The organism is Actinoplanes sp. HUAS TT8 (assembly GCF_051380535.1).
Taxonomy (GTDB): Bacteria; Actinomycetota; Actinomycetes; order Mycobacteriales; family Micromonosporaceae; genus Actinoplanes.
This window is the reverse complement of sequence record NZ_CP195646.1, coordinates 8538902-8564962: the sequence shown is the minus strand read 5'-3', so window position 1 is coordinate 8564962 and position 26061 is coordinate 8538902. Positions and strand designations below refer to the sequence as shown.

General features: G+C 70.3%; 22 protein-coding genes and 2 riboswitches. Of the genes, 16 read left to right on the top strand and 6 right to left on the bottom strand.

The genetic code is table 11. From position 1 onward, the window contains the following. Positions 1 to 22: 22 nt before the first annotated feature. Both ACSHV8_RS37910 and ACSHV8_RS37905 read left to right on the top strand, forming a co-directional pair. Entirely contained in the window at positions 23 to 634 is a 612-nt protein-coding gene (locus ACSHV8_RS37910; protein WP_436523972.1) for a class I SAM-dependent methyltransferase, read from the top strand. Between the two features lie 47 nt (positions 635 to 681). Then, positions 682 to 2328 carry an ABC-F family ATP-binding cassette domain-containing protein gene (locus ACSHV8_RS37905; RefSeq protein WP_436523970.1) on the top strand — a complete coding sequence of 549 codons (1647 nt, stop codon included), beginning with the start codon at positions 682 to 684 and terminating at the stop codon, positions 2326 to 2328. A gap of 3 nt (positions 2329 to 2331) precedes the next feature. On the opposite strand, the gene ACSHV8_RS37900 is transcribed toward ACSHV8_RS37905, so the two are convergent. Then, complete coding sequence (locus tag ACSHV8_RS37900) at positions 2332 to 4206, bottom strand: hypothetical protein (protein WP_436523968.1); 1875 nt, start codon at positions 4204 to 4206, stop codon at positions 2332 to 2334. A 125-nt stretch (positions 4207 to 4331) separates the two neighbouring features. Beyond that, positions 4332 to 4442, top strand: a riboswitch (TPP riboswitch). Here ACSHV8_RS37900 and ACSHV8_RS37895 point away from each other — a divergent pair. The 7 genes from ACSHV8_RS37895 (at position 4436) to thiC (ending at position 9909) form a co-directional block, all read left to right on the top strand. Further along, a complete protein-coding gene (locus ACSHV8_RS37895) occupies positions 4436 to 5026 on the top strand; it encodes a thiamine phosphate synthase (RefSeq protein ID WP_436523966.1) in 591 nt (196 codons plus the stop codon). Its footprint overlaps the riboswitch before it by 7 nt. Further along, positions 5023 to 6039: a glycine oxidase ThiO gene (gene thiO, locus ACSHV8_RS37890; RefSeq protein ID WP_436523964.1), complete on the top strand. Its 1017-nt coding sequence runs from the start codon at positions 5023 to 5025 to the stop codon at positions 6037 to 6039. Before ACSHV8_RS37895 ends, thiO begins: the two co-directional genes overlap by 4 nt. Then, positions 6030 to 6230: a sulfur carrier protein ThiS gene (thiS, locus tag ACSHV8_RS37885; RefSeq protein ID WP_436523962.1), complete on the top strand. Its 201-nt coding sequence runs from the start codon at positions 6030 to 6032 to the stop codon at positions 6228 to 6230. Before thiO ends, thiS begins: the two co-directional genes overlap by 10 nt. 2 nt (positions 6231 to 6232) lie before the next feature. Beyond that, positions 6233 to 6979 (top strand): thiazole synthase, encoded by a 747-nt coding sequence (locus tag ACSHV8_RS37880; protein ID WP_436523960.1) that lies wholly within the window; start codon positions 6233 to 6235, stop codon positions 6977 to 6979. Next, on the top strand, positions 6973 to 7554 hold the full coding sequence (locus ACSHV8_RS37875; protein ID WP_436523958.1) for a thiamine phosphate synthase: 582 nt from the start codon (positions 6973 to 6975) through the stop codon (positions 7552 to 7554). Before ACSHV8_RS37880 ends, ACSHV8_RS37875 begins: the two co-directional genes overlap by 7 nt. Further along, a complete protein-coding gene (gene thiD, locus ACSHV8_RS37870; RefSeq protein WP_436523956.1) occupies positions 7551 to 8312 on the top strand; it encodes a bifunctional hydroxymethylpyrimidine kinase/phosphomethylpyrimidine kinase in 762 nt (253 codons plus the stop codon). Before ACSHV8_RS37875 ends, thiD begins: the two co-directional genes overlap by 4 nt. 76 nt (positions 8313 to 8388) lie before the next feature. Further along, positions 8389 to 9909 carry a phosphomethylpyrimidine synthase ThiC gene (gene thiC, locus ACSHV8_RS37865; protein ID WP_436523954.1) on the top strand — a complete coding sequence of 507 codons (1521 nt, stop codon included), beginning with the start codon at positions 8389 to 8391 and terminating at the stop codon, positions 9907 to 9909. Here thiC and ACSHV8_RS37860 read toward each other — a convergent pair. The 4 genes from ACSHV8_RS37860 to ACSHV8_RS37845 all read right to left on the bottom strand — a co-directional run bounded on the left by ACSHV8_RS37860 (position 9896) and on the right by ACSHV8_RS37845 (position 15789). Further along, positions 9896 to 12916 carry a hypothetical protein gene (locus ACSHV8_RS37860; protein ID WP_436523952.1) on the bottom strand — a complete coding sequence of 1007 codons (3021 nt, stop codon included), beginning with the start codon at positions 12914 to 12916 and terminating at the stop codon, positions 9896 to 9898. The genes thiC and ACSHV8_RS37860 overlap by 14 nt on opposite strands. An 87-nt stretch (positions 12917 to 13003) precedes the next feature. After that, the gene (locus tag ACSHV8_RS37855) at positions 13004 to 13471 is read right to left on the bottom strand and encodes a hypothetical protein (protein ID WP_436523950.1); all 468 of its coding nucleotides are present in this window, start codon (positions 13469 to 13471) and stop codon (positions 13004 to 13006) included. A gap of 20 nt (positions 13472 to 13491) precedes the next feature. Further along, positions 13492 to 13566, bottom strand: a riboswitch (cyclic di-GMP riboswitch). Positions 13567 to 13792: 226 nt separating this feature from the next. After that, a complete protein-coding gene (locus ACSHV8_RS37850; RefSeq protein WP_436523948.1) occupies positions 13793 to 14197 on the bottom strand; it encodes a ribonuclease domain-containing protein in 405 nt (134 codons plus the stop codon). A gap of 113 nt (positions 14198 to 14310) precedes the next feature. Next, positions 14311 to 15789: a hypothetical protein gene (locus tag ACSHV8_RS37845; protein ID WP_436523946.1), complete on the bottom strand. Its 1479-nt coding sequence runs from the start codon at positions 15787 to 15789 to the stop codon at positions 14311 to 14313. Between the two features lie 604 nt (positions 15790 to 16393). Here ACSHV8_RS37845 and ACSHV8_RS37840 point away from each other — a divergent pair. Genes ACSHV8_RS37840 through ACSHV8_RS37825 form a run of 4 tightly spaced genes read left to right on the top strand, consistent with a single transcriptional unit; the run spans position 16394 to position 20841 of the window. Further along, positions 16394 to 19435 (top strand): nitrate- and nitrite sensing domain-containing protein, encoded by a 3042-nt coding sequence (locus ACSHV8_RS37840; RefSeq protein WP_436523944.1) that lies wholly within the window; start codon positions 16394 to 16396, stop codon positions 19433 to 19435. Beyond that, a complete protein-coding gene (locus ACSHV8_RS37835) occupies positions 19432 to 19839 on the top strand; it encodes a roadblock/LC7 domain-containing protein (RefSeq protein ID WP_436523942.1) in 408 nt (135 codons plus the stop codon). The genes ACSHV8_RS37840 and ACSHV8_RS37835 overlap by 4 nt, the downstream gene beginning before the upstream one ends. Positions 19840 to 19883: 44 nt before the next feature. Further along, positions 19884 to 20246 carry a DUF742 domain-containing protein gene (locus ACSHV8_RS37830; RefSeq protein ID WP_436523940.1) on the top strand — a complete coding sequence of 121 codons (363 nt, stop codon included), beginning with the start codon at positions 19884 to 19886 and terminating at the stop codon, positions 20244 to 20246. Beyond that, positions 20227 to 20841, top strand: coding sequence for a GTP-binding protein (locus tag ACSHV8_RS37825; RefSeq protein ID WP_436523938.1), 615 nt, complete (start codon positions 20227 to 20229; stop codon positions 20839 to 20841). Before ACSHV8_RS37830 ends, ACSHV8_RS37825 begins: the two co-directional genes overlap by 20 nt. Positions 20842 to 21693: 852 nt before the next feature. Here ACSHV8_RS37825 and ACSHV8_RS37820 read toward each other — a convergent pair. Continuing rightward, a complete protein-coding gene (locus ACSHV8_RS37820) occupies positions 21694 to 22842 on the bottom strand; it encodes a uroporphyrinogen-III synthase (RefSeq protein ID WP_436523936.1) in 1149 nt (382 codons plus the stop codon). A gap of 626 nt (positions 22843 to 23468) precedes the next feature. Between ACSHV8_RS37820 and rplM the strand changes: the two genes are divergently transcribed. The 3 genes from rplM (at position 23469) to glmM (ending at position 26055) form a co-directional block, all read left to right on the top strand. Continuing rightward, positions 23469 to 23912: a 50S ribosomal protein L13 gene (gene rplM / locus ACSHV8_RS37815; protein ID WP_436523934.1), complete on the top strand. Its 444-nt coding sequence runs from the start codon at positions 23469 to 23471 to the stop codon at positions 23910 to 23912. A 20-nt stretch (positions 23913 to 23932) separates the two neighbouring features. Next, positions 23933 to 24454 (top strand): 30S ribosomal protein S9, encoded by a 522-nt coding sequence (gene rpsI / locus ACSHV8_RS37810; RefSeq protein WP_436523933.1) that lies wholly within the window; start codon positions 23933 to 23935, stop codon positions 24452 to 24454. Positions 24455 to 24699: 245 nt separating this feature from the next. Next, positions 24700 to 26055 (top strand): phosphoglucosamine mutase, encoded by a 1356-nt coding sequence (gene glmM / locus ACSHV8_RS37805; RefSeq protein ID WP_436523931.1) that lies wholly within the window; start codon positions 24700 to 24702, stop codon positions 26053 to 26055. Positions 26056 to 26061 lie beyond the last annotated feature (6 nt).

The following is a 26061-nucleotide window of genomic DNA, read 5'->3' as shown; positions in this document are numbered from 1 at the left end:
TGTGACGCGAGAAACTGACGGGGTGACCGCCGAGCATTACTTCAGCACCGACCCCGACGCCCCGATGCGCCGCAGTGAGATCGAGTTCAGCGTGGCCGGCCGGGACTACCGGCTGGCCGTGGCCTCCGGCGTCTTCTCGGCCGGGCGGCTGGACCCGGGGACGGCGGTGCTGCTGCGCAAGGCCGCGCTGCCCGACGCGAGCGTCCAGGGCGACCTGCTCGACCTGGGCTGCGGCTACGGTCCGATCGCCTGCGTGCTGGCCTCGGAGGCGCCGCTGGCGACCGTGCACGCGATCGACGTGAACTCCCGCGCCCGCGAGCTGACCGATGAGAACGCCGCGACGCTGAAGCTGGCCGGGCGGGTCCGGGTGACCGCGCCGGACGACGTGCCGGCTGACGTCACCTTCGCCCAGATCTGGAGCAACCCGCCCACCCACGTCGGCAAGACCGAGCTGCACGTGCTGATGGACCGGTGGCTGCCGCGGCTCGCCCCGGACGGCGTCGCCTGGCTGGTGATCAACCGGCACCTGGGTGGTGACTCACTGCACACCTGGCTGGTCGACAAGGGCTGGCTGGTCGAGCGAATCGCCAGCCAGAAGGGTTTTCGAGTGCTGCGGGTGACTCGCGTTGAGTGAGTAAAACCGGCTGCCATCTGAGGCCGAAACCCGGCAGGATGCCGGGCATGGGTTATGTGGATGTCTCCGGCGTCGGTTTCGTGCTGCCGGATGGCCGTGAGCTGTTCACCGAGGTCTCGTTCCGGGTCGGCGAGGGCGCCAAGGTCGCGCTCGTCGGTCCGAACGGGGCCGGCAAGACCACGCTGCTGCGGACCGTGGCCGGTGACATCCCGACGCAGAGCGGGAGCGTCGCGCGGGCCGGCGGGCTGGGCGTGATGCGCCAGTTCATCGGCATGATCGGCGACGACCGGACGCTTGAGGACATGGCGTTGTCACTGGTCACGCCGCCGCTGCGGGAGGCCGGGGAGCGATTGGCCAAGGCCACCGCGGCCCTCGACGAGACCGAGAAGACCCAGATCGCGTACGCGAACGCGCTGGCCCACTGGGGTGAGGTCGGTGGGTACGACGCCGAGGTGCTCTTCGACACGGTCGCCGTCTCCATCCTCGGCAAACCGTGGGACGAGGCCCGCAGCCGGATCGTGCGCACGCTCTCCGGCGGCGAGCAGAAGCGTTTCGCGCTCGACCTGCTGCTGCGCGGCAGCGACGAGGTGCTGCTGCTCGACGAGCCGGACAACTTCCTGGACGTGCCGGCCAAGCGCTGGCTGGAGCAACGGATCCGCGAGTCGAACAAGTCGATCCTCTACATCTCGCACGACCGGGAACTGCTCGCGCAGACCGCCGATCGGGTGGTCGCGGTCGAGGGCGGCGGCGCCTGGACGCATCCGGGCGGGTTCGCCTCCTGGCACGAGGCCCGGTCGAACCGGCACGAGCGCATGGAGGAGCTGCGCCGCCGCTGGGACGAGGAGCACGAGAAGCTGCGCGAGCTGGTCTTCACGCTGAAGAACAAGGCCGCCTACAACGACGGGCTGGCCTCGAGGTACCAGGCCGCCCAGACCCGGCTGCGCAAGTTCGAGGAGGCCGGCCCGCCGCCGCTGCCGCCCAAGGAGCAGGCGGTCAAGATGAACCTGCGCGGCGGCCGTACGGGCAAGCGCTCGGTGATCTGCGAGCAGCTGGAGCTGGAGAACCTGACGTTCCCGTTCGACCTGGAGATCTGGTACGGCGACCGGGTCGCCGTCCTGGGCGCCAACGGCACCGGCAAGTCGCACTTCCTGCGCCTGCTCGCGGCCGGCGGCAGCGAGCCCGACCTGGAGCACCAGCCGGTCGACGGCGCGCCGCTCGCGCACGTGAAGCACAACGGGGTGGCACGGCTCGGCGCCCGGGTCCGGCCCGGCCACTTCTCGCAGACCCACGACCGGCCCGAGCTGGTCGAGAAGACGCTCGTCGAGATCCTGTGGCGGGGTGACGAACATCGCTCCGGCATGGACCGGGCCGGTTCCATGAAGCACCTGAGCCGGTACGAATTGTCGGCCCAGGGCGATCAGCGGTTCGGCACCCTCTCCGGCGGGCAGCAGGCGCGGTTCCTGGTCCTGCTGCTGGAGTTGTCCGGGGCGACGTTGCTGCTGCTCGACGAGCCGACCGACAACCTCGACCTGGCCTCGGCGGAAGCCCTGGAGGAGGGACTGAAGGCGTTCGACGGAACGGTGATCGCGGTCACGCATGACCGCTGGTTCACCCGGTCCTTCGATCGCTTCGTCCTGTTCCGGAGCGACAACGAGGTGGTCGAGGTTCCCGAGCCGGTGTGGGACGTGCGCTGATCCCTACCGGGCGGGCCGGAGGATCCGGCGGGCGGTCTTCCAGAGCCGGGTCTTCTTCAGCCAGCGCAGCCGGGACGGGACCGGGATCGGCCGGGCCGTCGGCTTCTTCGGGGCCGGCGGCGCGGTGATCCGGGCGTAGGCCGCCCCCGTGGCCGGCGCCACGGTGCCGGGCTCCAGCACCGTGGAGGCCACCGCCAGGTAGTTGAACTGGCGCAGGATGTGCTCGGGCGAGCTGTCCGTCCGCACGACCGTGGTCAGGGTCTTCTCGACCAGGTCGCGGTTGATCAGCTGCGCGATCGGGCCCTGGGCCGTCTCCAGCAGCTCGGCGATCGCCTTGGTGCCGTCGCCGTCCCAGATCCGGGTGGCGGTCGACGTGCCGTGGAAGGCGGTGACGAACGGGACGTCGCCCCACTCCGGGATCAGCCGCTCGATCAGGCTCTTGTGCAGGAGGAAGTCACGCTTCTGCTGGGCCGTGACGCCGAACGCGGCGGCGACGAAGCCCGGCGCCAGGTACGGGGTGACACTGCCGATGATGTACGCCGACGAGTACCACCGGCGGACCCGTTCGGTCAGGTAGAGGTAGTCGACCAGGTGCAGGTCGCTCAGCCCGATCTCCCGGGCGTGGTCGAACAGGCCGGTGATCCGGGCCCGCTCGGCGTCGATCACGCCGGGAGCCAGGCCGTTGCGGGGCACCGCGTTGGTCAGGCGGCCCACCACCTCCTGCTCGGGGGTGCGGCCCTCGACCGTCGGGTACCAGTACCCGGTGGCCAGCTCGCCGCCGACGCCGCTGAACGAGGCCGCCGGGAGGGCGTCCGGCAGCCGCGGGTCCACGGCCGGCCGGATCTGGTAGCTGGACGGGAACTGGAAGTCGTACCGCTGCTGCAGCCGCTTGGTGCGCTCGAACAGGCCGACCTCGAGCACGTCGGCCGGAGCGCCGACCTTGGTCAGGCGGTGGTCCGGGGTCAGCCCGCGCTTGTCGCGCAGGATCTGCATCAGCCGCAGGGCCGTCTCGCCCTCGACCACGGTGTCGTCGTTGGTGTGGAACTTCGGCATGTGCCCGGTGGCGATCAGTGAGGCGGCGATGAGCCGCGAGTCCTTACCGCCGGACAGGCCGAGACTGATCGGGCCGTCGTACAGCTTGCCGATGCTGGTGGCGGTCTTGGTGAACGCGTCCGCGGCCAGGTCCAGGGACTCCTCGACCGGCCGGCCCTGCCCGGCGAAACCGGACATCACCACGTCGTCCACGTTGTACCGGGTCTCGCTGGTGAGCTCCCACCCGCCCTCGGACCGCCGGCGGCCGGTGATCCGCTGACCCGGCTGCAGCAGCCGGGCGCCGCGCACCGGCGACATGTCGGCGCCGAAGAACCCGCTGGCCGCGTACGAGCGCCAGCCGTCGAGGTCGGGCTCGGTGGTGCCGTAGAGGAAGGTGGTCAGCAGGCTGGGCCGGCTGCAGAACGCGGTGATGCCGTCGGACGTGCCGGTGAACAGGCGGCACATGCCGATCCAGTCCTGCTGGATGGCGAGACGCTGATCGCCGTCGAGCGCGATCAGGCCGAACGGGGGGAGCACGTCCCGGTGGATGTCGGCGCCGGCCAGCAGATCCCGGGCCAGCGCGAGCGGGCCGGTGGTCTCGACACCGACCGGCAGGCCCAGCGACAGCGCGGTCAGCGGACCCTCGGTGGAGGCCAGGGGCCACTTGTAGTCGCCCTGGTCGGCGCTGTGCAGGAAGGTGACGCCCCAGTCCTCGCCGCCGAAGTCGCGGCGGACGTACGTCTCGGGGACGACCTCGGCGACAGCGGCGTCGAAGCGAGCCCGGGCTGCCCGGATCGTCCCGTCGGGTTGGCGGCGGTCGCTGAACCAGGCGAGTACGACGTACATGACGCTCCTGTACATGAGCTGTGAAGAAGGCTCACGAAACTTAGTAGGTCGACGCGAATTCCTCTACCCCGTAGATCACGAAGAGCCGCTGGCTTTTGCCGTCACGTTCCGGTTAGGGTCGAACACAAGAAACCCACGGGAGTCCGGGCACCGGGCTGAGAGGGGGGCTGATGCGGCCCCCGACCGTCGAACCTGATCCGGGTAATGCCGGCGCAGGGAGGAGCGCGTCATGGACGCACCATCTTTTCCCCGACTGCACGTGATCACCGACGACATCGACGTCGTCCGTGGAGTGGCCCGCCCCGGCGTGGCCGTGCAGATCAGAATCAAGAGCAACGACAATTTCGCGTACGCGGTGACCGTCGAAGCCGTCCGGATCTGTCGCGCGGCCGGGGCGATGTGCCTGGTCAACGACCGGATCGGGGTCGCGCTGGCGGCCGGGGCGGACGGCGTGCACGTGGGCGCCGACGACCTGCCCGTGGATGCCGCCCGCCGGGTGCTCGGGCCGGGTGCGGTGGTCGGAGCTACGTGCCGTACGCCCGAATCGGCGCGTTCAGCCGTGGCGCAAGGAGCGACATACCTCGGGGTCGGTCCGGCCTTCGAGACATCCACAAAAGACGGACTGCCACCACCGCTCGGGCCGGACCGGATCGCCGTCGTCGCGGCCGCCGTCCCGGGGACACCGGTGCTGGCCATCGGCGGCATCACGGTGGACCGGGCCGAGCTGTTCGCGGGCCGGGTGCACGGGATCGCGGCGATCGGCGCGTTCGCGACCGACCCGGGCGGCGCGGCCACCGCGTTCCTGAAGGTGCTGTCGTGAGGGTCGGCGTGGTCGGCGGCGGGATCATCGGGCTGGCCGTCGGGGCCGAGCTGCGGCACCGCGGGGCCGACGTCACGGTCTACGACCCGGCGCCCGCCGGCGCCGGTGGCGCCTGGCACGTGGCGGCCGGGATGCTCGCGCCGGGCGGCGAGTCGGTCTTCGAGTTTCCGCAGCTGGAGCCGCTGCTCGAAGCGTCCAACGCGCTCTGGCCGGAGTTCGCGGCATCACTCGGGGACGTCGGCTACGACGACGCCGGGACGCTCGGGGTCGCGCTGACCGCGGACGACGTGACCGAGATGGCGCGGGAGTGGAAGCACCAGAAGCTCTCGCCGCTGACCGGGTCGCAACTGCGGGACCGGGAGCCGGCGCTGTCGCCGCGAATCCGGGCCGGCGCTTTCGCGGCGACCGAGCGGCAGGTGGATCCGCGGCGGGTGGTTTCCGCGTTGCGAACCGTGCTGGCCGGGCGCGTGGTCGCTCGACACGTCTCGGATCTGTCCGAAATAGACGCGGACGCGATCGTCGTCGCGGCCGGCTGCGGCACCGAGGCGCTCACCGGCCTGCCGATCCGGCCGATCAAGGGTCAGGTGCTGCGACTCCGCGGCGAACCGGGGCTGCTGACCCACGTCATCGACGGCGCCGCCGACGGACGCCACGTCTACCTGGTCCCGCGCGCCGACGGCGAGATCGTCGTCGGCGCCACCCAGGAGGAACGCACCGACCACCGGCCGACCGCGGGCGGCGTCCACGACCTGCTGCGCGCCGCCCTCGACCTGGTCCCCGGCCTGGCCGAACACGAGCTCACCGAGATCACCGTCGGCCACCGCCCGGGAACGCCGGACAACGCGCCGATCATCGGCCGGCTCCGGGACGGCGTCTTCGTCGCGGCCGGCCACCACCGCAACGGGGTCCTGCTCACCCCGATCACCGCGAAACTCGTCGCCGACCTGGTCCTCACCGGGACGACCGACACCATCGCCGACGACTTCACCCCCGGGAGGTTCGGATGCGCCTGATCGTCAACGGCCGGCACCAGACCCGGCCGCAGACCTGCTCGGTGGCCGCCCTGGTCGCCGAGATCACCGACGCGCACCGCGGTGTCGCGGTCGCCGTGAACGGCACGGTCGTGCCCCGTTCCACCTGGGACCGGGTCGACCTGGCGGACGGCGACGCGGTCGAGGTGCTCACCGCCGCCCAGGGCGGCTGACCGTGGGACTTCTACCGGAAAACGGACTCATCGTCGGGACCGGCGGCGCCAACAGCCTGGCCGCCCTTGAGGAGGCGATCGTCGCGTCGGAGACCGACATGGTCACCGTCGCGCTGCGCCGGGTCGAGGCGGCCGGGCCCGGACTGCTGCCGATGCTGGACCGGCTCAAGGTGCGGATCCTGCCGAACACGGCCGGCTGCTTCACCGCCGCCGACGCGATCACGACGGCCCAGATGGCCCGCGAGGCGTTCGAGACCGACCTGATCAAACTGGAGGTGATCGGCGACGAACGGACGCTGCTGCCGGACGGCGTCGAGCTGCTCCGGGCGGCCGAAGTGCTCGTCGCCGACGGGTTCGTGGTGCTGCCGTACACGACCGACGACCCGATCCTGGCCCGCCGCCTGGCCGACGCGGGCTGCGCCGCGGTCATGCCGGCCGGCTCGCCCATCGGCTCCGGCCTGGGCATCTCCAACCCGCACCACATCGAGCTGATCCGGCAGAACGTGGACGTACCGGTCGTGCTCGACGCCGGCATCGGCACCGCCTCGGACGCCGCGCTGGCCATGGAACTCGGCTGCGACGCGGTGCTGGTGGCCAGCGCGATCACCCGGGCCGACGAGCCGGCCGTGATGGCCACGGCGATGCGCCACGCGGTCGCCGCCGGACGCCTGGCCCGGCGGGCCGGCCGGATCCCGCGTCGCTTCCACGCCCTCGCGTCCACTTCGGACGACGGGATCCCGGTGTGGTGACGCCGGGCGGGCTCGTCGTACTCACCGATCGGCGGTCCGCCGCCGGGCCGCTGGTGGAGACCATCGCCGCAGCCGTACGGGGTGGTGCCGCCTGGATCGTGCTCCGCGACCGCGACCTGCCCCGCGACCAGCGGCTCGACCTGGCCGGACAACTCCGGAAGGTGGTGCCCGCCGGTCGGCTGATCGTGGCCGGGCCTGACCCGCTCGGCGGGGACGCGGTGCACCTGGCCGCGGCCGATCCGCGACCGGCCGGGATTCCGCTGGTCGGCCGGTCGTGGCACGGGACCGAACCGTTGTCCGAAGTGGATTACGTCACGTTGTCGCCGATCTACCCGACCTCGACCAAGCCGGGATACGGTCCGGCGCTCGGGGCCGGGCCGGCGGCTCGACTCGCCGGTACCGTGCCGTGGCTGGCGCTCGGCGGCATCGACTCGGCCACCCGGGCCGCGGAATGCGCGCAAGCCGGCGCGGCCGGGATCGCGGTGCTCGGGGCGATCATGCGGGCGGCCGACCCGGAACGGGTCGCCCAGGTCCTCTCCGGGGCGTTCGCCGCCGCTCAGGGGGTGCGGGCGTGACGCCGCCGGTGGTGCTCACCATCGCCGGATCGGACTCCGGTGGGGGAGCGGGGATCCAGGCCGACCTCAAGACGTTCGCGGCGCTCGGGGCCTACGGGGCGTCGGTGATCACGGCGATCACGGCGCAGAACACGCTCGGCGTGACCGCGATCCACCCGGTGCCGGCCGACATCGTGGCCGCGCAGCTCGACGCCGTGCTCAGCGATCTGCCGGTGGCCGCGGTCAAGGTCGGGATGATCGCTGACCCGGCCGTGGCCAAGGTGATCGCCGATCGGGCCGCCGACCTGCCCAACCTGGTCGTGGACCCGGTGCTGGTGTCGACCTCGGGCAGCCGGCTCGGTGAGGCTGCGGTGGTGGCGGTGCTGATGCCGTACGCGCAAGTTGTGACGCCGAATCGGCAGGAGGCCGGCGCCCTCGCCGGACGTCTTGTCGGGACCACCTCGGAGATGGCCGCGTCAGCGGCCGAATTGGCCGCGACCGGGCCGCGCGCCGTGGTCGTGACCGGCAGCGAGCTCGCGGTCGACGTGCTCTGGCACGGCGGCGTCATCACCGAACTGCACGGCGAGTCCGTGCCGACGCGGAACAACCACGGTTCCGGGTGCACGTTCTCCTCCGCGATCGCGGTGCGGCTGGCCATGGGGGATTCCGTGCCGGACGCGGTCGCGACGGCCAAGGAGTACGTGACCGGGGCGCTGCGCGGCGGCGCCGGGTGGGAACTGGGCGCCGGGCCCGGTCCGCTCGACCACTTCTTCATCTAGCTCGCTTGTTTGAGGCTTCGGCGGCTTCCTACTGCCATCGGCCGCCGGATTTGTGGCTATCTGGGAGGAAAAGATCATGAGGCGCAAGGTCTACGTGGAGGGCTCCCGTCCGGAGATCCGCGTCCCGTTCACCGAGGTGGTGCTGACCGGCGACAACCCGCCGGTGCGGCTCTACGACACGTCCGGCCCCGGCAGCGACCCCACCGTCGGGTTGCCGAAGCTGCGGAAGCCCTGGTGGGACGGGCGGACCCAGCTCGCCGCGGCGCGGGCCGGCGACATCACGCCCGAAATGGAATTCGTCGCGGTCCGTGAGAACGTCGACCCGGAGATCGTGCGGGACGAGATCGCGGCCGGACGCGCGGTGCTGCCGGCCAACCGCAACCACCCGGAGTCCGAGCCGATGATCATCGGGTCGAAGTTCCTGGTGAAGGTCAACGCGAACATCGGCACCTCGGCCGTCACCTCCTCGGTCGCCGAAGAGGTCGAAAAACTCACCTGGGCCACCCAGTGGGGCGCCGACACCGTGATGGACCTGTCCACCGGCCCGCGAATCCACGAAACCCGCGAATCGATCATGCGGAACGCACCCGTGCCGATCGGGACCGTGCCCATCTACCAGGCCCTCGAAAAGGTCAACGGGGACCCGCTGCGCCTGTCCTGGGAACTGTTCCGGGAAACCGTGATCGAACAGGCCGAACAGGGCGTCGACTACATGACCGTCCACGCCGGGGTGCTCCTGGAATACGTGCCGCTGGCCGCCGAACGGGTCACCGGCATCGTGTCCCGCGGCGGGTCGATCATGGCGGCCTGGTGCCTCGCCGGACACCGGCAGAACTTCCTCTACGAGCACTTCCGCGAACTGTGCGAGATCTTCCGCGAATACGACATCACGTTCTCGCTCGGCGACGGACTACGCCCCGGATCGATCGCCGACGCCAACGACGAAGCCCAGTTCGCCGAACTGCGCACACTGGGCGAACTCACCCACATCGCCTGGGAGTACGACGTCCAGGTCATGGTCGAAGGCCCCGGCCACGTACCCATGCACAAGATCAAGGAGAACGTCGACCTGCAGGTCGAACTCTGCGACGGAGCGCCCTTCTACACCCTGGGGCCGCTGACCACCGACATCGCACCCGCCTACGACCACATCACCTCGGCCATCGGAGCCGCGATGATCGGCATGTTCGGCACCGCCATGCTCTGCTACGTCACCCCCAAAGAACACCTCGGGCTGCCCAACAAGGAAGACGTCAAAGCCGGGATGATCGCCTACAAGATCGCGGCCCACGCGGCCGACCTGGCCAAAGGCCACCCCGGCGCGCAAGCCTGGGACGACGCGCTGTCCCAGGCCCGGTTCGACTTCCGGTGGGAAGACCAGTTCGAACTGGCCCTCGACCCCGGAACCGCCCGGGCCTACCACGACGAGACCCTCCCGGCCGCCCCCGCCAAAACCGCACACTTCTGCAGCATGTGCGGGCCCAAATTCTGCTCCATGAAAATCAGCCACGAACTGCGCGCGGCCGGCATGAAAGCCAAATCCTCGGAATTCGTGGACGCCGGCGGGCGCGTCTACCTGCCGGTCAATCCTTCTTAGGCGGCAGGAAGTCGAAGACCGGGTCCCGCTCGGCGGTACGCTTCGCCAGCCGCTCCGCGCGGGCCCGGTCGGCGGCGGCCTGATCCTCCTCGGCCTTGCGGGTGATGGCTTGCTCCAGGGCTAGGTTGCGCTCGGCCAACTCCTCAGCAGCCTTTCGTTCCGTGGCGAGATTTTCCGCCGTTTTCGCTTGAACATCGGTCAGCGCGCTCGCGGCGGTCTCTTCCGCCGGCACGTTGTCGCTCTTGGCGTCGCTCTCCCGCGCGGCCGGCTCTTTCGCGACCTCCGGCGTGGCGGGTTCCTTCGTGGCCTCGGGCTCGGTGGTCGTCTTGGGCGCTTCTTCCGCCGGTGTGGGGGTTTCTTCCGCGGGCTTGGGGGCGGTCGGGGTGGCTCGCTTTGCGGCCGGCTTGCGCCTGGTGGCTGGGCGTTTGGCGGGCTGCGGGGTTTCCGCCGCGGCCTCGGCTTTTGCTTCGGTCCCGGGCTCGGCTTTTGCCTCGATCCCGGCCTCGGCTTTTGCCTCGGTCTCGGTTGGCGGCGCGGCTTTGCGGGCGCGGGGCGCCCGGCGCGCGGGCCGTTTCTGTGGTCCGGGCGCGCTTTCCGCTTCCTGCTCTTTTTCCCGTACGTCCGTAGCCGCCGTCTCCCCCTCAGGGGCCGTCGTCGGCGGTTCCACCTCGACCGGAACCGGCGGCACGGCGAGCGTCGGAGTCGCCTGCGCTGCCTCGACGGTGGCCTCGGGCTGAGGCTCGACCTTCTGTCGGCGCTTGCGGGGACGGCGTGCCGGCTGAGTGCGGGTCACCGGAGCCGGCTCAACCTCGGCCACCGGCGTCTCCACAACGGCCTCGTCGACCTTCGCGGTCTCTGTCTCCGCAGTCTTTGTGGGTTCGGAGGGCTTCTCCGCCTCAGTTACCTCGGAAGCTTCCGGCGTCGCCTCTTCCGGCTGCTTGATCTCGTCGGCGTCCGCCTTGGCCTCGTCGGGCTGCGTGCCCTCTGCCCCTGCCTTCGGTTGCTCGATTTCCGCGGCGGTGGCCTCCGCCTCCGGTTGCTCGGTTTCCGCGGCGGTGGCCTCGGTCGGTTCGGGCTGCGAGTCGTCTGTCCGTAGCTTCTCGGTGTCTTCCGCGGTGGGCTTCGGCTCTTCGCTCGCGTCAGCAGCCTCGGGTTCCCCGGCGTCCTCGCGGCTGTCATCCGGCCCGGGTTTTTCCTGCTGTTCGGTAGCCACCTTGAGCTCGCCAAGCTGCTCGGCTTTGCCCTCCTCGCGCGAGCCGCCAGACACTTCCTCCGGCGTGGTGACCGGCTTCTCGCTCGCGGGCTCTTCGCGCGGGGTAACTGAAGGCTGCTCGGCGCGAATCTCATGCCCAGCCACCGGAGTGCTTTCCGGCTCAAGCTTGCGGTCAGCCTCCGCTTCCGTAGCCGCGTTCTGCGCAGGCGAACCGATCACCGAAGCAATACCGAGCGCCGCCGACTTCTGCGCCTTCCGAGCCGGATGAGGCACCCCGGACAGCGGAGGCTTGGCCGCGGTAGGCCGAGGCGGAACAATCCGATACCGGTACAGCACCCCGTCATCCCGAACCACGAAGTCATCCGCCCCGTCCGGCCGGGTCCAGGTGAGGATCATCTGCCCGTACTTCTCCGCCAACTTCACCAGCGCCGGCACCGAAGCCACGGTCACCACCGCTTCACCCTGCTTACTGGTCATCGGCTCAACCGGCACCAGCAGATGCCCATACCGCCGCTGAACCTGCGCCCGATTCCCCAACGGCACGTGCCGCATCGCCGCCAGTCCGATTCCGATCACCCCAGCCACAGCGAACAGCAACAGCCACACCGCATACCGCCGCGCCTCACCCGCCGTCACCAGGTCGCGCCCCAGCACACTGATCTGCCGCGGGTAGATCCCACCACCAGACGTCTTCCCTGATTGATTGACGACCAGGCTGTTCGCCCCGTTCGCCAAAGCCAGTTGGGGCTCGGTAAGGATCAGAGGAAGTTGCGGCTCGAAGAGGGTTCCATCTGGGTGCTCCACGTGTGCTGTCACGGTGATGGTGATTTGACCGAGGTCGGTACCGATCGCCGTGGCTGCTGCCTGCACGCGATCGTCCAGGCCGTCGAGATCGAGCAGAACTGTGCCGGTGTAGCGGTCGGCGGTGAACTGGCGAGCCTGCGAGAGTTGCATCTTCGAATGCCATCCGGCCGCAGACGCCACCCGGGCGTCGACGTTGATACGGCCAGGCTCGCCCCGGTACTGCAGTTGCAGGTTGACGAAGTGTGCAAGCTTTCGATAAATCGGATCAGGTGAGTAGGCGACGGTTCCGTCGTAAGCGGCGGACGGCTCGACCTTGGCCGAATAGGAGAACGTTATCGATTCCCCAGCCACCGAACTGCTCGCAGTCGACTGGGTGGCCGGCTTCATCCACCCCAGCACACCTAGCACGAGTCCACAGGCGGCGCAGAGCGTGGTCAGAACAGCGATGACACGAAGGATCGGATGAAGGCGGCTTACGGTTTTGAATGCGACCGTGGCCGCTGCCCAAGAGCCCCCTTGGCCAGCCATGCCTTTCACCTTCTTCTTGCGTCGGCCACGGGCCAGGTCTCTGCGTTTTTTGGCTGAGGCCGACCCACCGCCGCTGATCAGTAGGAAGCCGAGCATTCCGAGGGCGGTCGGACTCAGGAAAGGCCTCAGCCAGGTGCCACCACCAGAGACGTGGAAGACGGCTCGCCCCTTGATCTCATCTGCTGTGGGGTGAGGAACGTCGGTGGACTGGTTGTTGTCTCCTTTGAAGGTGAATCCGGTCGTATCATCGCCGCCGATGATGCGATGAAGGACCTCGACGCCGCCCGCCCCGGTGTAGGCGGCGATCTCACCAACTTTGTAAGAATCGGCTCTTGCGACGATAACTAGATCGCCCGAGTAGTACACCGGATTCATGCTGACGCCGTGGGTGATCACGTACGAAACCCGATGCGTTCCGATCGTCCAAGCACCAATGGCCGCCATCACGAGGATGGCGGCCACGGCGAGACGACGGGCGGTGCGAGGAATGACGCCCCCCTGTCCGAGGCCGTCGGAGGGCGACGGCCGGATCAGATCGACGTCTCGAAACTAGGCGACGGTAACGGCGAAGGTGTCCACTCCGGCGAAGTAGCCGACGTTGGCGCCGGGAGTGCCGTTGCTGTCCTCGGTCTGGCATGTCCAGGTGTCGTTGGTGTGACCCACAACCACGGTGGAGGCCGTGCATACCCAGGAGTCCGCGCCACTGATGCCGAAGCCGCCACCGGTGGTGCTCGTGGCAGCTACGGTCACGGTGTTGGTGACGGCTGTGTCGAAGGTGATGACAGCCTTCTTGATCTGGTTGTGGAAGCTGCTGCCGGTGCTGGTGTTGTCGGCGTATGTGTAGACAATGCCTGAAATGTTAAGACCGCTGGTGACGGACTGCACGACCGTACCGACGGGCGAGACAGCCTGCGTCGGCTGCGACAGTTTGAGACCAGGAGCGGTGAATGCGGTCGCACCGGCTGCGACGACACCAGCAGCGGCGACGCCGCCCACCATCTGAAGCATGTTGCGCATATCGGTTCCCCTGTTCGTTCGGTGGTAGCCCAGCCGACCTCGTGGGTCCTGTGGCTTTGCGTCCCCGGCTTGCGCCGGGTTTGCCCTTCACGCCGAGCGGACTTCGTTATCCCCCTGGCAACGAGTTTGTTCGGCCGGGGGCGGGGGCCAGCTAAGCCTTCGCCGGGACTTTCGCGGGTCTGACTTATTCGGAAAGGCCGCATGAGCACGAGCGGGGTGCTAACGGTTGCGGGGCGGTAGCAGATCAGGGGGAGGAATGCGACGCGGCGGCCGTCGAGGGGACGGCCGCCGCGGGGGGCTCACTGCGTACCAAATAATTCTTTAGAGCTTGTAGAAGGTCACGTAGTGATCCGGGGTGAAGTAGGCGACCTTGGTGCTGCGGTTGACGACGATGCGGTAGGCGTCGCGGGACGCGCCCTTGGCGCGGGAGTAGACGTCGTACTCGTTGTAGGTGGCCGACGGCAGGTAGCCCTCACGGTTCTGGAAGGTGCCGCCGGTGTAGTTGTAGCTGCCGTACGGCCAGGAGTACCAGCCGGAGCTGAGCGGCCAGCCGAGGGTCTGCCAGCCGGTGAAGGCGGTGCGCGCGGCCGAGCAGCGGCTGATCGTGCAGGTGGAGTAGACGGCGGCCTGCGCGGCCGACGGGACGGCGAGCGCGGTGCCGGCCAGCCCGAGGATCAGGGCGAGGCTGAGTACGAGCTTGCGTGCGCGGGGCTTGAGACGGGTCACGGTTGAACTCCGATACGCCGAGGGGATGGGGCCCGGACATCGAGCATCGTGTCTGCCCCAGCCGCTTGGCGGTACCTCCCAGATGCATCATTCCATCGGAGTTTACGAATGTTTTACTGGCCGCCGAGGCCGCTTACCCAATCGACATAATCATTTTCCTGGCCGGGCTTGCGCGCCGGGCCGGAAGGGTATGGCCCGCTGATCGAGGTGGGTTCGACGACCGGTCCGCGGGTGCCCGGGATCCGCGGGTGCTCGGCGGTGATCGCACCCGAGCGGCCGGCCGCGAAGCCGTCGAAGCCGTCGCCGGTCGGGGCCTGGGATGGTGGTGGCTGTGTGGGGCGGCGGCCCTGGAAGCCGGCCGACGGGTTGGGCTGCTGGCCGGAGAAGCGCGGCGGGATCTGCGGGGCCGGGGCGTGCGGCGGGTTCTGCGGGGCCGGGGCGTGCGGCGGCGGCTGGGTCGGGGCCGGCTGCGGGGGGAACGGCACGCCGGCCCGGAACGGGCTGCCGGTGCCGCCGGCGAACGGGTTGTTCGGGGTGCCGGGGGCCGTGCCGATGACGCCGGTGTCGGAGGGGCGCAGCTGGTCCTCGGGGCGCAGCGCGGCGGCGGCCGCGGCCTGCGCGATGGCCGACTGCACGGGCGCGTCCCGTTTCGGCAGCGGCGCGGCCGGCGGCTCGACCGCGGCGGGGGCGGCGGGCGCGACGGCCGGTGAGGAGGAAGCAGTGGCGGTGGCGGGGGTAGTGGCCGGGGCGCTGCGGACGATCGCGGCGATCACCGAGCCGAGCACGCCGGCGCCGCACGCGGTCATCGCCGACCAGTACGGGTCGGTCTGGAACCCGGTGGCGCCTGCCTCCGGGCCGGCGACCAGGTAGGCCAGCGTCAGCAGGGCCGGACCGGCCAGCCCGGCGAGCCCGGCGGCGAGCACCGACACCCGGTGGCCGCGGGCCACGAAGCCGACCGTGAGGCCGGCCAGCAGCGCCAGCGTCGGCATGGTGAGGAAGGTGGTGTGCGACGCGAGGGCGGACGGGATGAGGCTGCCGCTCAGCACGCCGAGGTGGATCTCGGGCCGGTCGTGGCCGGGGCGCAGCGACGGGCCGATCGAGATCAGCGCGACGATCCACATCAGCACGCTGACGGCGGCCACGTTCCAGCGGGCGGCCGGCTTGGCCGCCGACGCCCACCCGGCGAAGATGCCGGCCGCGGCGCCGAGCCCGGCCGCGATGCCGATGACCAGGACCGGCTGGACTCCGGCGACCTGCGCGTCCCGGGCCGGCTGCATGGTCAGCGGCAGGACGGCGAGCGAGCCGATCCCACCGGCCAGGCCGAGGGCGAGGGCGCCGCCGGCGCCGACCGGGCGGTCCCGCCAGCGCGGCAGCAGGCCGGTGGCGACGATCGCGCCGATCGCGGCCGCGGTCATGGTGATCCAGGCGACCCAGGCCAGCTGTGCCGTCCATTGATCACGCGCAGTGACGTCGAGAACGCGATTCAGCCGGACGATGCCGAGCCCGTAGGCGATGCCGAGTTGGCCGGCTCCGACCACCGCGGCTGCTGTGGCGGTGGTGGCCAGCAGCTTCACCCAGCTCCGAAATGCCATGCCGGGCACGTTACGGAATGCTGCGCCGGTCACGCCAGTGGGGGCGTGGCTTCTTAAGGCAGCCTAAAGTATGGATCTTCATTGATCGAAATGATTCGATGGCGTAACGTCACTTTCGGTCACTTCAGGGCGACGTACGGGATAGGTTGCGGTAGCAACGCTCCAGAGTGGACACTGTCGGCCACGGACAACGTGTCCGTCGCGTCGTGCCAATCCTTGCGAACGTGAGACCCCTGCTCAGAAGCCGCGGTTTCGTCAGGCGCGGGACAGGACTCTCACATAGTGGTTGGAATCGTGAAGGTGTTCGGTTGCCGTGACTGCGGAAACGGTCGCGGATGAGGTATTCGCGCACGTCAACGCCACAATCCGCGGCACCGGCCGTCGTCGCGCGCGGTTACCACCCGGACAGCCGGGTGGTTTCCGGGAGGATCCAGGCTTCCCAAAACAGTCGGGGGTCTGATGAAATCGCCGCCGTGCCATTTTCGGCACGGACCTTGCTGCGCGCGCCGGACGGGGCCGGACCGCAGACCCAGGACGACGCCGTAGCGGCGACGATCGCGCGCCGGGGCGGCCATTCAGGCGGGACGACCGCGAAGGAGATGTCGTGAGCACGGGATCCTCGGGCCTGGCTGTACGACGCGGTCCTTTTCCCTGGCTGCGTGATGCCCGGATCCGGGCCAAAGTCGCCGGCATCCTGGTCATCCCACTGGTCGCGGTGCTCGTGCTGGCGTCGGTGCGGCTGATCGAGGTGCGCGGACGGGCCACCGACGCGGGCCGGGTCGCCGACCTCACCAAACTCGGCACCGACCTGTCCGGGCTGAGCCGGCTGCTGCACCAGGAACGGATGGCCGCGGCCGCCTTCCTGGCCACGTCGGAAGCGCCCCGCGACACCTACCGCGACGCGGTCGCGGCGACCGACGCGCAGGCCCGCAAGTTCCGGGCCGACCGGGCCGACCTGCAGGAGGTTCCGGCCCGGGTCCGCGACCGGCTCCAGCTGATCCAGGACCGGCTCGGCGCGCTCGACGACCTCCGTGGTTCGGTCACCGCCCGCAAGGATGTGACTCTCGCCACCGCGGTCCAGCAATACAGCGACGTCCTTCATGGACTGTCCGATTACGACGAGACGGTCAGTCAGATCGCCGAGCCGGGCACGGTCGCCGACGGGCTGCGCGCGCTCGCCGCGTTCACCCGGATCGAGGAGGCCGCCGCCGACCAGGAGGCCGCGTCGTACGTGGTCCGGGTCACCGGCCAGCTCACCGCCGTCTGGCAGCAGGACCTGATCGGCGCGCAGGCGGCCCGGCAGGAAGCGCTCGACGACTTCCGGATGATCGCCACCACCGAGCAGTCCGGCCAGGTCGAGTCCGCCCTGGCCGACGCCGCGGTGGCCAAGGCGGACGGGACGGTCACCCGCCTCACCGGGCCGGGCGCTGTCTCGGCCGAGGACCTGACGAAGACGTACGCGCAAGTCCTTGATCTTCTGCGGAACACCGAGACCGGTCTGGAAGCCGGGGTCGTCAAGATCGCCGAGGACGACAGCAACGCCACCAGCCGGCGCTCGACCCTCGAATTCGTGGTGGTGCTGCTGATCCTGATGGCGGCCATCGGACTCGCCGTCTACCTGGGCCGCAACCTGCACCTCTCGCTGCGCATGCTGCGCGAGGGCGCGCTCGCCGTGGCCCACCGCGACCTGCCCGACGCGGTCAGCCGGCTGCAGGACGTCGACAGTCTCGGCGAGGGCGGCGTCGACCGGATCGTCGCCCAGACCCGGGACCCGATCCGGCTGCCCGACCGGGACGAGTTCGGGCAGGTCGCCGAGGCGTTCAACATGGTGCACCGGGAAGCCATCCGGGTCGCCGCCGAACAGGCCGCACTGCGCACCAGCGTCTCCGCGATGTTCCTCAGTCTGGCCCGGCGCAGCCAGGCGCTCGTCGACCGGATGATCGGCGAACTCGACCAGATCGAGCGCACCGAGGAGGACCCGAAGCGGCTCGCGCGGCTCTTCGACCTGGACCACCTCGCCACCCGGATGCGCCGCAACGACGAGAACCTGCTGGTCCTGGCCGGTGCCGACGTGGGCTCGCCGCGCCGCGAGGACGCGCTGCTGGTCGACGTGCTCCGCGCCTCGCAGTCCGAGGTCGAGCTCTACCACCGGGTCGAGTTCGGCGCGACCGACACCGACGTCTCGGTCGCCGCCGCCGCGGTCAACGACGTGGTCCGGCTCATCGCCGAACTGCTCGACAACGCCACCCGGTTCTCGCCGCCGACCACCGTCGTGATGGCGCAGGGCCGGCGGGCCGGCGACCAGGCGATCGTCCAGGTCGAGGACCGTGGGCTGGGCATCACGCCGGAACAGCTCGAAGTGATCAACCGCCGGCTGGCCGAGCCGACCGAGGTCGACGTGGCCGCGTTCCGGCTGATGGGCTTCGCGGTCATCGCGCGGCTCGCGGCCCGGCACGGGATCGGGGTCCGGCTGCTGCCGCACCGCGAGGGCGGGACGATCGCCGAGATCAGCCTGCCGGCCGAGATCACCGTGGTGCCCGGCGGATCCTCGGTGGCCCCGGGGCGGGCCGCCAGCTGGACCCGGCCCGGGCCGGCGCCGCAGCAGACCGGGAGCATCGAACGGGCGCCCGAGGTTCGGCCGCCGATCCGGTCCGCGCCCGCGCCGACACCGACGATGCCCCGATGGGCGTCCATGGAACTCGCCCCGCCGACCGATCTCGACCTTCGGCCCACGCCGGATCGGCCTCCGCTGCCGACCCGGGTGCCCAAGCCGGATGCGCCGGTCGAACTGCCGTCGGCGCCGCTGTTCGAGCCGGTTTCCGGTGCACACTCCGGGGCGCACTCGGCGCCGGTCTCGGCCCAGCCCTACCCCGTGCAGCCGGTGGCCTCCTCGCCGCTGATCGCCCGGCCGGTCTCTTCGCAGCCGGGTTCGACCCGGCCGGTGTCGGCCCAGCCCGTCTCGGCCCGGCCGATCTCCGCGATGCCGGTATCAGCCCACCCGGTTTCCGCACAGCCGGCCGCGCGCCCGGTCTCCGCGCAGCCGGCCGCGCGCCCGGTCTCCGCACAGCCCGCAGCCGCCCGCCCGGTTTCCGCGCAGCCGAACGGCAGTCGCCCGATCCCCACCCAGCCGAACGGCAACCGCCCGGTTTCCGCGCAGCCCACGGCCGGCCCATCGGCTCCGAACGGCTCGATCCACGTCGAGATGCAGCACAACTGGTTCGAGGCCGACGCACCGGCCGCGCCCGGAACGCCGGACATGCGAGGCATGCCGACCGCCGGATACGCCCCGGCCCCGGTCGTCCTCGTCCCCGAGCCCACCCCCAAGGCCGGCCCGGTCCCGAAGCCCCGCGAGGCCGCCGAGGACCGCTGGCGCACCGCGGCCGACGAGGGCTGGCACCGCGCGATGGCCGCGGCCGCCCCCAAGGACGCCGGTATCACCGACTCCGGCCTGCCCAAGCGGATCCCGCAGGCGCAGCTCGTACCCGGTGGGGTGCAGGAGACACCTCGCGCACAGAATCGTCGCAGCCCCGATGACGTACGCGGGCTCCTCTCCGCGTACACCCGTGGGGTTCAGCGAGGGCGGACGGACGGCGTCGCCGAATCCGCCGCCGTGGTACCACAGGCTCCTAAGGAGAATGAACAGTGACCAGGCCTCCCACCATGCACGACATGGGCTGGCTGCTCAACAACTTCGCCGACAGCATCGCCGGGATCGCGCACGTGGTGGCGGTCTCCGCGGACGGCTTGTTGCTGGCATCCTCGCGGGATCTGCCGACCGACCGGGCCGAGCAACTGGCCGCGATCACATCCGGCGTGGTCAGTCTGACCGACGGCGCGTCCCGGATGTTCACTGCCGGAAAGGTGCAGCAGACCATCATCGAAATGGATAGCGGCTATCTTTTCCTCATGTCCATCAGCGACGGTTCGTCGATGGCCGTGCTGGCGGCGCGCAGTTGCGACGTCGGCCAGGTCGGCTACGAGATGGCCTTGCTGGTGGAGCGCGTCGGCGCGGCGTTGTCGCCGGCGACCCGAGAGGCTGTCAGCCACTAAGCGCCGGGGTGGGTGAACCCCGGTGGAGATGAGGTGACCGCGACATGACAGAGCCGCATGATCCCCGGGGAAACCTGGTGCGGCCTTACGCGGTGACCCGCGGCCGGACCGAGCCGATCCGGGACATCCCGATCGAAGCGGTCCTGGTCGCCAGTTCGGCGGCCGTCCAGGAAGCGCGTTTCGCCGGACACGACAAATACCGCATCGCCGTCCTGTGTGAACCGAAAGCCCAATCGCTCGCCGAGCTCGCGGCGCTGACCCGGCTGCCTCTCGGGGTGGCCCGGGTTCTCGTCGCCGACATGGTCGCCGACGGTTTGCTCTCGCTGCACAGTGCCGCTCCCCGCAAGGGTTTCACGGAGCGGATGGATCTGCTGGGAAGGGTTTTGAGTGGACTTCGCAAGCTCTGAGCGGGCGGGCGCCCCTCCTTCGGAGATCACCTCCGCGAAGATCGTCATCGCTGGTGGTTTCGGCGTCGGTAAGACGACGCTGGTCGGCGCCGTCTCCGAGATCGAGCCGCTGACCACGGAGGCCGTGATGACCGCGGCCGGCGCCGGCATCGACGACGCTTCGAAGGTGCCGGAGAAGGGCACCACCACCGTCGCCATGGACTTCGGCCGCATCACGATGGCCGACGACCTGATCCTCTACCTGTTCGGAACGCCCGGCCAGACCCGCTTCTGGTTCATGTGGGACGAACTCATCCGCGGCGCGGTCGGTGCCGCGGTCATGGTCGACACCCGCCGCCTGACCGACGCCTTCGCCCCGCTGGACTACTTCGAGAACCGGCATCTGCCCTACCTCGTCGCGGTCAACTGCTTCGACGGCGCGCCACGCTACGAGGCCGAGGAGGTCCGGGAGGCCCTCGCCATCCCGGCCCGCGTCCCGCTGGTCATGTGCGACGCCCGGCACCGCGATTCGGTCAAGGCCGTCCTCATCGGCGTCGTCGAACACGCCATGGCCACCCTCGTCGCCGAGCACGAGCAGGGCGTAGTCGTCGGCTGACGCTCGTCTCAGGCCCGCGCCAACCTGATCACTTCCGGTCGGCGCGGGTCATTCTTTACTTCAAAATTCTTTATTGCCTATCTCCGCGGTGGTCCAGATCGTCGCTCCCGCGGGGACCCTTCCGGGGCTCGCAGGGCGCTGGCGCGCCCAAAACGCGAACCCCTCCAGGGCGACGTCCGCTGTTGGTCACGCTCACCCCAAAACCCCAGGTGCACGCCCCTATCCCCACGTTATCCACAGGCTGTCCACACCCCTTCCGCCCGCCTTACCCTTCGCCGCGGCGAAACCCCCAAAGAGCCACCAAACCGCGCAAGCCCAGCGTCGTCCCACCCCGCCACGCGGTGCAGTGTCCCCAGCTGGTCTCAGGGCTGCCTCCGGGCGTCGGAGGCAGCCCTGAGTGCCAGCCGGCCGCCTTGAGCTGGTGTTCAGGGTTGTGTCGAGGGGGCTGAAGCAGCCCTGAGTGCCAGCCGGCCGCTTTGAGCTGGTGTTCAGGGTTGTGTGGAGGGGGCTGGAACAGCCCTGAGTGCCAGCCGAGATCTGGGGGCGCGGCTGGCGCCTGGGTGGCTGTGGCTCGCGGTCGCTGCTCGGGCGGGCGGTGTGCCGAGGGAGTTCGGGCGATTTCTGCGGTTTGGCGGGACTGGGCCGGCGGCTTCGGGGGTGGGCGGGTTTGTTGCCTTGACCGCAACCAGCCGACCACGTCGCCCTTGCGGGCCTCGCGTTTTGGCCGCGCCAGCGGCCTGCGAGGGTCGGAAGGGTCCCCGCGGGAGCGACGGTCTGGACCACGGCGGACCGAGGCAATGAAGAATTTGAAGTTGATCTTCAGGGTTCAGGGGGATCGCGGCCGGCCGAGACCTAGGGGATGGGGATTCGGTAGCCGCGTTTGACGACGGTTTGGACCAGGCCGGGGATGGCGAGGCCGGCGCGGAGGCGGGCGACCGCCATCTCGACCGCGTGCTCGTCGGCGTTGCGGGGGAGGGCCTGCAGGAGGGCGGCCCGGGAGAGGACGCGTCCGGGTGGGGTGGCCAGGGCTCGGAGGACGGCCATCGGCCCGGGGGCCAGGGGGCGGAGTTCGCCGTCGACGACCGCGGCGTGGCCGCGCAGGGTCAGTGAGTGGCCGTTGACCTGCAAGGAGACGGCTCGTTTGGGGAGTTCGTCGACCAGGGTGCGGACCAGGGCGCTGAGGCGGGCCCGGTGCGGGGTGGAGACCGGGATGTGCAGGCGGCGCAGGGGGGCCGCGGTGACCGGGCCGACGGCGGCGGCCAGTACGTCGTGGCGGAGCGCGTCGAGCAGCGGGTCGGTGGCCGGCCCGGCGGCGCGGAGCAGAGCCTGCACGGCGGCGGCCGAGGTGAACGTCACGGCGTCGACCAGCTTGCCGACGATCAGGTCGACCAGGCGGTGCAGCGGGGCCGGGTCGGTCGGTGGCGCCCAGCGGTAGACCGGGACCTCGATCACGCGGGCCCCGGCGGCTTCCAGGGCTTCCGTGTACTCCGGCTGGCTCTCGCCGTGCAACTGCATGGCGACGGTGAGGCCGGCGATGCCGCGGGTCGTCAGGTGCTCGACGACCTCCTCATAGCTCTCGCCGTCCGGGGTCCACTGTTCCTGCAGGCCGGCGGTGCGGACCGCGGCGCGCGCCTTCGGGCCGCGGGCGATCAGGTAGGCGTGGCTGAGCACCTCGTGCAGCGGCTCGGCCAGGCCCCAGCCCTCGGCCGCCTCCAGCCAGCCGCGCATCCCGATGCCGGTGTTGACCAGCACGATGTCGGGCGGGTTGTCCAGGCAGGCGCGGGTCGCGGCGCGCAGTTCGGCGTCGTCGGCGATCGGGACTATCCGCAGCGCGGGGGCGATGACGACGCGGGCGCCGCGGCTCTCCAGCAGGCCGGCGAGCTCGTCGCGGCGGCGGTCGGAGGTGACACCGATGGTGTAGCCGGTGAGGGTTGCGGTGGGCTCGGCCAGCGCGGCCGCGGTGAGAACCGGCCGGCGAGCCGAGGAGCTCCGGTCCGTCATCCGGCGGAGTTCCCGTTTTCGTCGAGGTCGAGAAGTCGCGGCGTGGCCGGGCGGTCCACCGAAGGGCACGCTCGAAGACCGTCGTCCTCAGCGTCGACCCGCTCCCATGTCACGCTTACGGTCCTCGCCATGCCTCCGTCCGGGGCACGCCGCGACTTCTCTCCGTCACACCGGGCAACCGGGGTGACGAACACCGTCAGGTCCGTCCTCAACCCTGACGGTGGTCTCTCCATGGTGCGCCCGAACACGCCGACTCGGCCAATGCCGGGCCGCGTCGTCCGTAGTTCCGCACCGTTGGGCATGCGGGGAAGCCTGCCGGTGGGGAATTTCGGCCAAGCGTCCCATTTGTTTCGAGCCTGCTAAGAGCGGCTGAGGTTCTGATGGTTAACCCGCGGTCGGGCGAGTCCTGAGACCGAGTATGCTGGATACCGTTTGAGGTCCCGCCTCGGGCCATTCACCCAGGGGCAGCCTGTTTTGACCACGCGCCGCGCGGCCGGGTATTGTTGCCTGCTGTTGTGCGATAGCTGGCGAGCGCTCCCCCTGGGGTGTGCTTGATCGTCGTGTCGACGTCGAGTTCGACGCGACCAGCGCGCGCCCCCAGACCGACGACGAGACAAGGTAATTCTGTGCGTACGTACAGCCCGAAGCCGGGTGAGATCGAGCGTCAGTGGCACATTATCGACGCTTCTGACGTCGTTCTGGGCCGCCTGGCTACCCACACCGCGACTCTCCTCCGCGGCAAGCACAAGCCGACGTTCGCCCCGCACGTCGACACCGGCGACTTCGTTGTGATCATCAACGCCGGCAAGGTCGCGCTGACCGGCAACAAGCGGCAGACCAAGATTGCCTACCGGCACTCCGGCTACCCGGGCGGTCTGAAGCAGGTCCGGTACGAAGACCTGCTGAACACCCGCCCCGAGAAGGCGATCGAGCTGGCCGTCAAGGGCATGCTCCCGCACAACAAGCTGGCTGCCCAGGTTCTCAAGAAGCTGAAGGTCTACGCGGGCGCCGAGCACCCGCACGCCGCTCAGCAGCCGCAGCCGTTCGAAATCAAGCAGATCGCGCAGTGAGCGCGGGAGAAGGCAGCAGCATGACCGACACCATCGAGCCCGAGGCCGTCGAGCCCGAGGCTGTCGTCGAGACCGTCGAGGCGGTCGAGGAGCCCGCTGAGACGGTTGTCGTCGTCGAGGCCGCGTCGGCCCCGGTCCGCGCCCCGCGCCCCGGTGACCGCCCGATCCAGACCGTGGGCCGCCGCAAGGAGGCCATCGTCCGGGTGCGTCTCGTCCCCGGCACCGGCAAGATCACCTGCAACGGCCGTCAGCTCGAGGACTACTTCCCGAGCAAGGTTCACCAGCAGCTGATCCGTGAGCCGCTGGGCACCGTCGAGCGGGCCGAGCAGTTCGACGTCTACGCGAACCTGCGTGGCGGCGGCATCACCGGCCAGGCCGGTGCGCTGCGCCTCGCGATCTCCCGGGCCCTCATCACCAACGAGCCCGACGACCGCCCGGCCCTGAAGAAGGCCGGCTTCCTGACCCGTGACGCCCGGGTCAAGGAGAGCAAGAAGTACGGTCTCAAGAAGGCCCGCAAGGCCCCGCAGTACTCGAAGCGCTGATTTTCCTTCGACGGCCGAGTGTGCTTCCCGATTGTTCGGGGAGTGTGCTCGGCCGTCGTGGTTTTTGCGCCGCCGGCGGTAGCTGTGAAAGCTTGTCCCTGACGTGGCGGCCCCTGTGGTTGCTGTGACAGGCCTGTTCCTGGTGTGACACCCCCCTCCCCCCAACTAGCCGTTCCGGTACTCCTGCCCTGACCAGTTGTTGCTGCACGCTTGAGGGCACGTGTCACCGGCGAAAGGAAGCCGCCATGGGGCGACTCTTCGGCACCGACGGCGTTCGCGGCCTCGCGAACGGCGAACTGCTCACCCCGGAACTGGCCCTCGCGGTCGCGGTCGCGGCCGCCCGGGTTCTGGTCGAGACCGACAGCAGCCACCAGCCGCTCGCGATCGTGGGCCGAGACCCGCGGGCCAGCGGCGAGATGCTGGAAGCGGCAGTGGTGGCCGGTCTGACCAGCGCCGGGGCCAACGTGGTCCGGGTCGGCGTGCTGCCGACACCCGCGGTCGCGTACCTGGTGGGGCAGACCGGCGCCGATCTGGGTGTGATGCTCTCGGCGTCGCACAACCCCATGCCGGACAACGGCATCAAGCTCTTCGCCGCCGGCGGCCAGAAGCTGCCGGACGAGCTGGAGGAGCGCATCGAGAAGGCCGTCGCGGACGGGCACGGCCTGGTCGGGCGGCCCACCGGCGCCGGCATCGGCCGGGTGCACGACCTGCTGGACGGGGCCGAGCACTACATCAAGCACCTGATCGAATCGCTCCCGCACCGGCTCGAAGGCATCAAGGTCGTGGTGGACTGCGCGAACGGCGCGGCCAGCGAGGTCGGCCCGGTCGCCTACCGGGAGGCCGGCGCCGAGGTCATCGCCATCCACGCCGAGCCGGACGGGCTGAACATCAACGAGGAGTGCGGCTCCACGCACCTCGACAAGGTCCGCGAGGCGGTTCTGCTGCACGGCGCCGACCTGGGCCTGGCCCACGACGGCGACGCCGACCGCTGCCTGGCCGTCACCGCCTCCGGCGAGGAGGTGGACGGCGACCAGATCATGGCGATCCTGGCGCTGGCCATGCGCGACGCCGGCACGCTGACCGAGGACACCCTGGTCGCGACCGTGATGAGCAACCTGGGCCTGCGGATCGCGATGAAGCAGTCCGGGGTCAAGCTGATCGAGACCAAGGTCGGCGACCGGTACGTGCTGGAGCACCTGCAGGGCAACGGGCTGGCGCTGGGCGGCGAGCAGAGCGGGCACATCGTCATGCCGGCGTTCGCCACCACCGGCGACGGCGTGCTGACCGGCCTGCACCTGATGGCCCAGATCGCGGCGAGCGGCAAGTCGCTGGCCGACCTGGCCGCCGTCGTGCACAAGCTGCCGCAGGTCCTGATCAACGTGAAGGTCGGCGACCGGGCGGCCGGGGCGGCCGCGCCGACCGTGCAGGCCGCCGTGGCGCTGGCCGAGGCCGAGCTCGGCGAGACCGGGCGGGTGCTGCTGCGCCCCTCCGGCACCGAGCCGCTGGTCCGGGTGATGGTCGAGGCCGCCACCGAGGAGCAGGCCGGCGCCGTGGCCGCGCGGATCGCCGACGAGGTGCGGGCGGCCAGCCCGGTCGTCTGAGAGGTT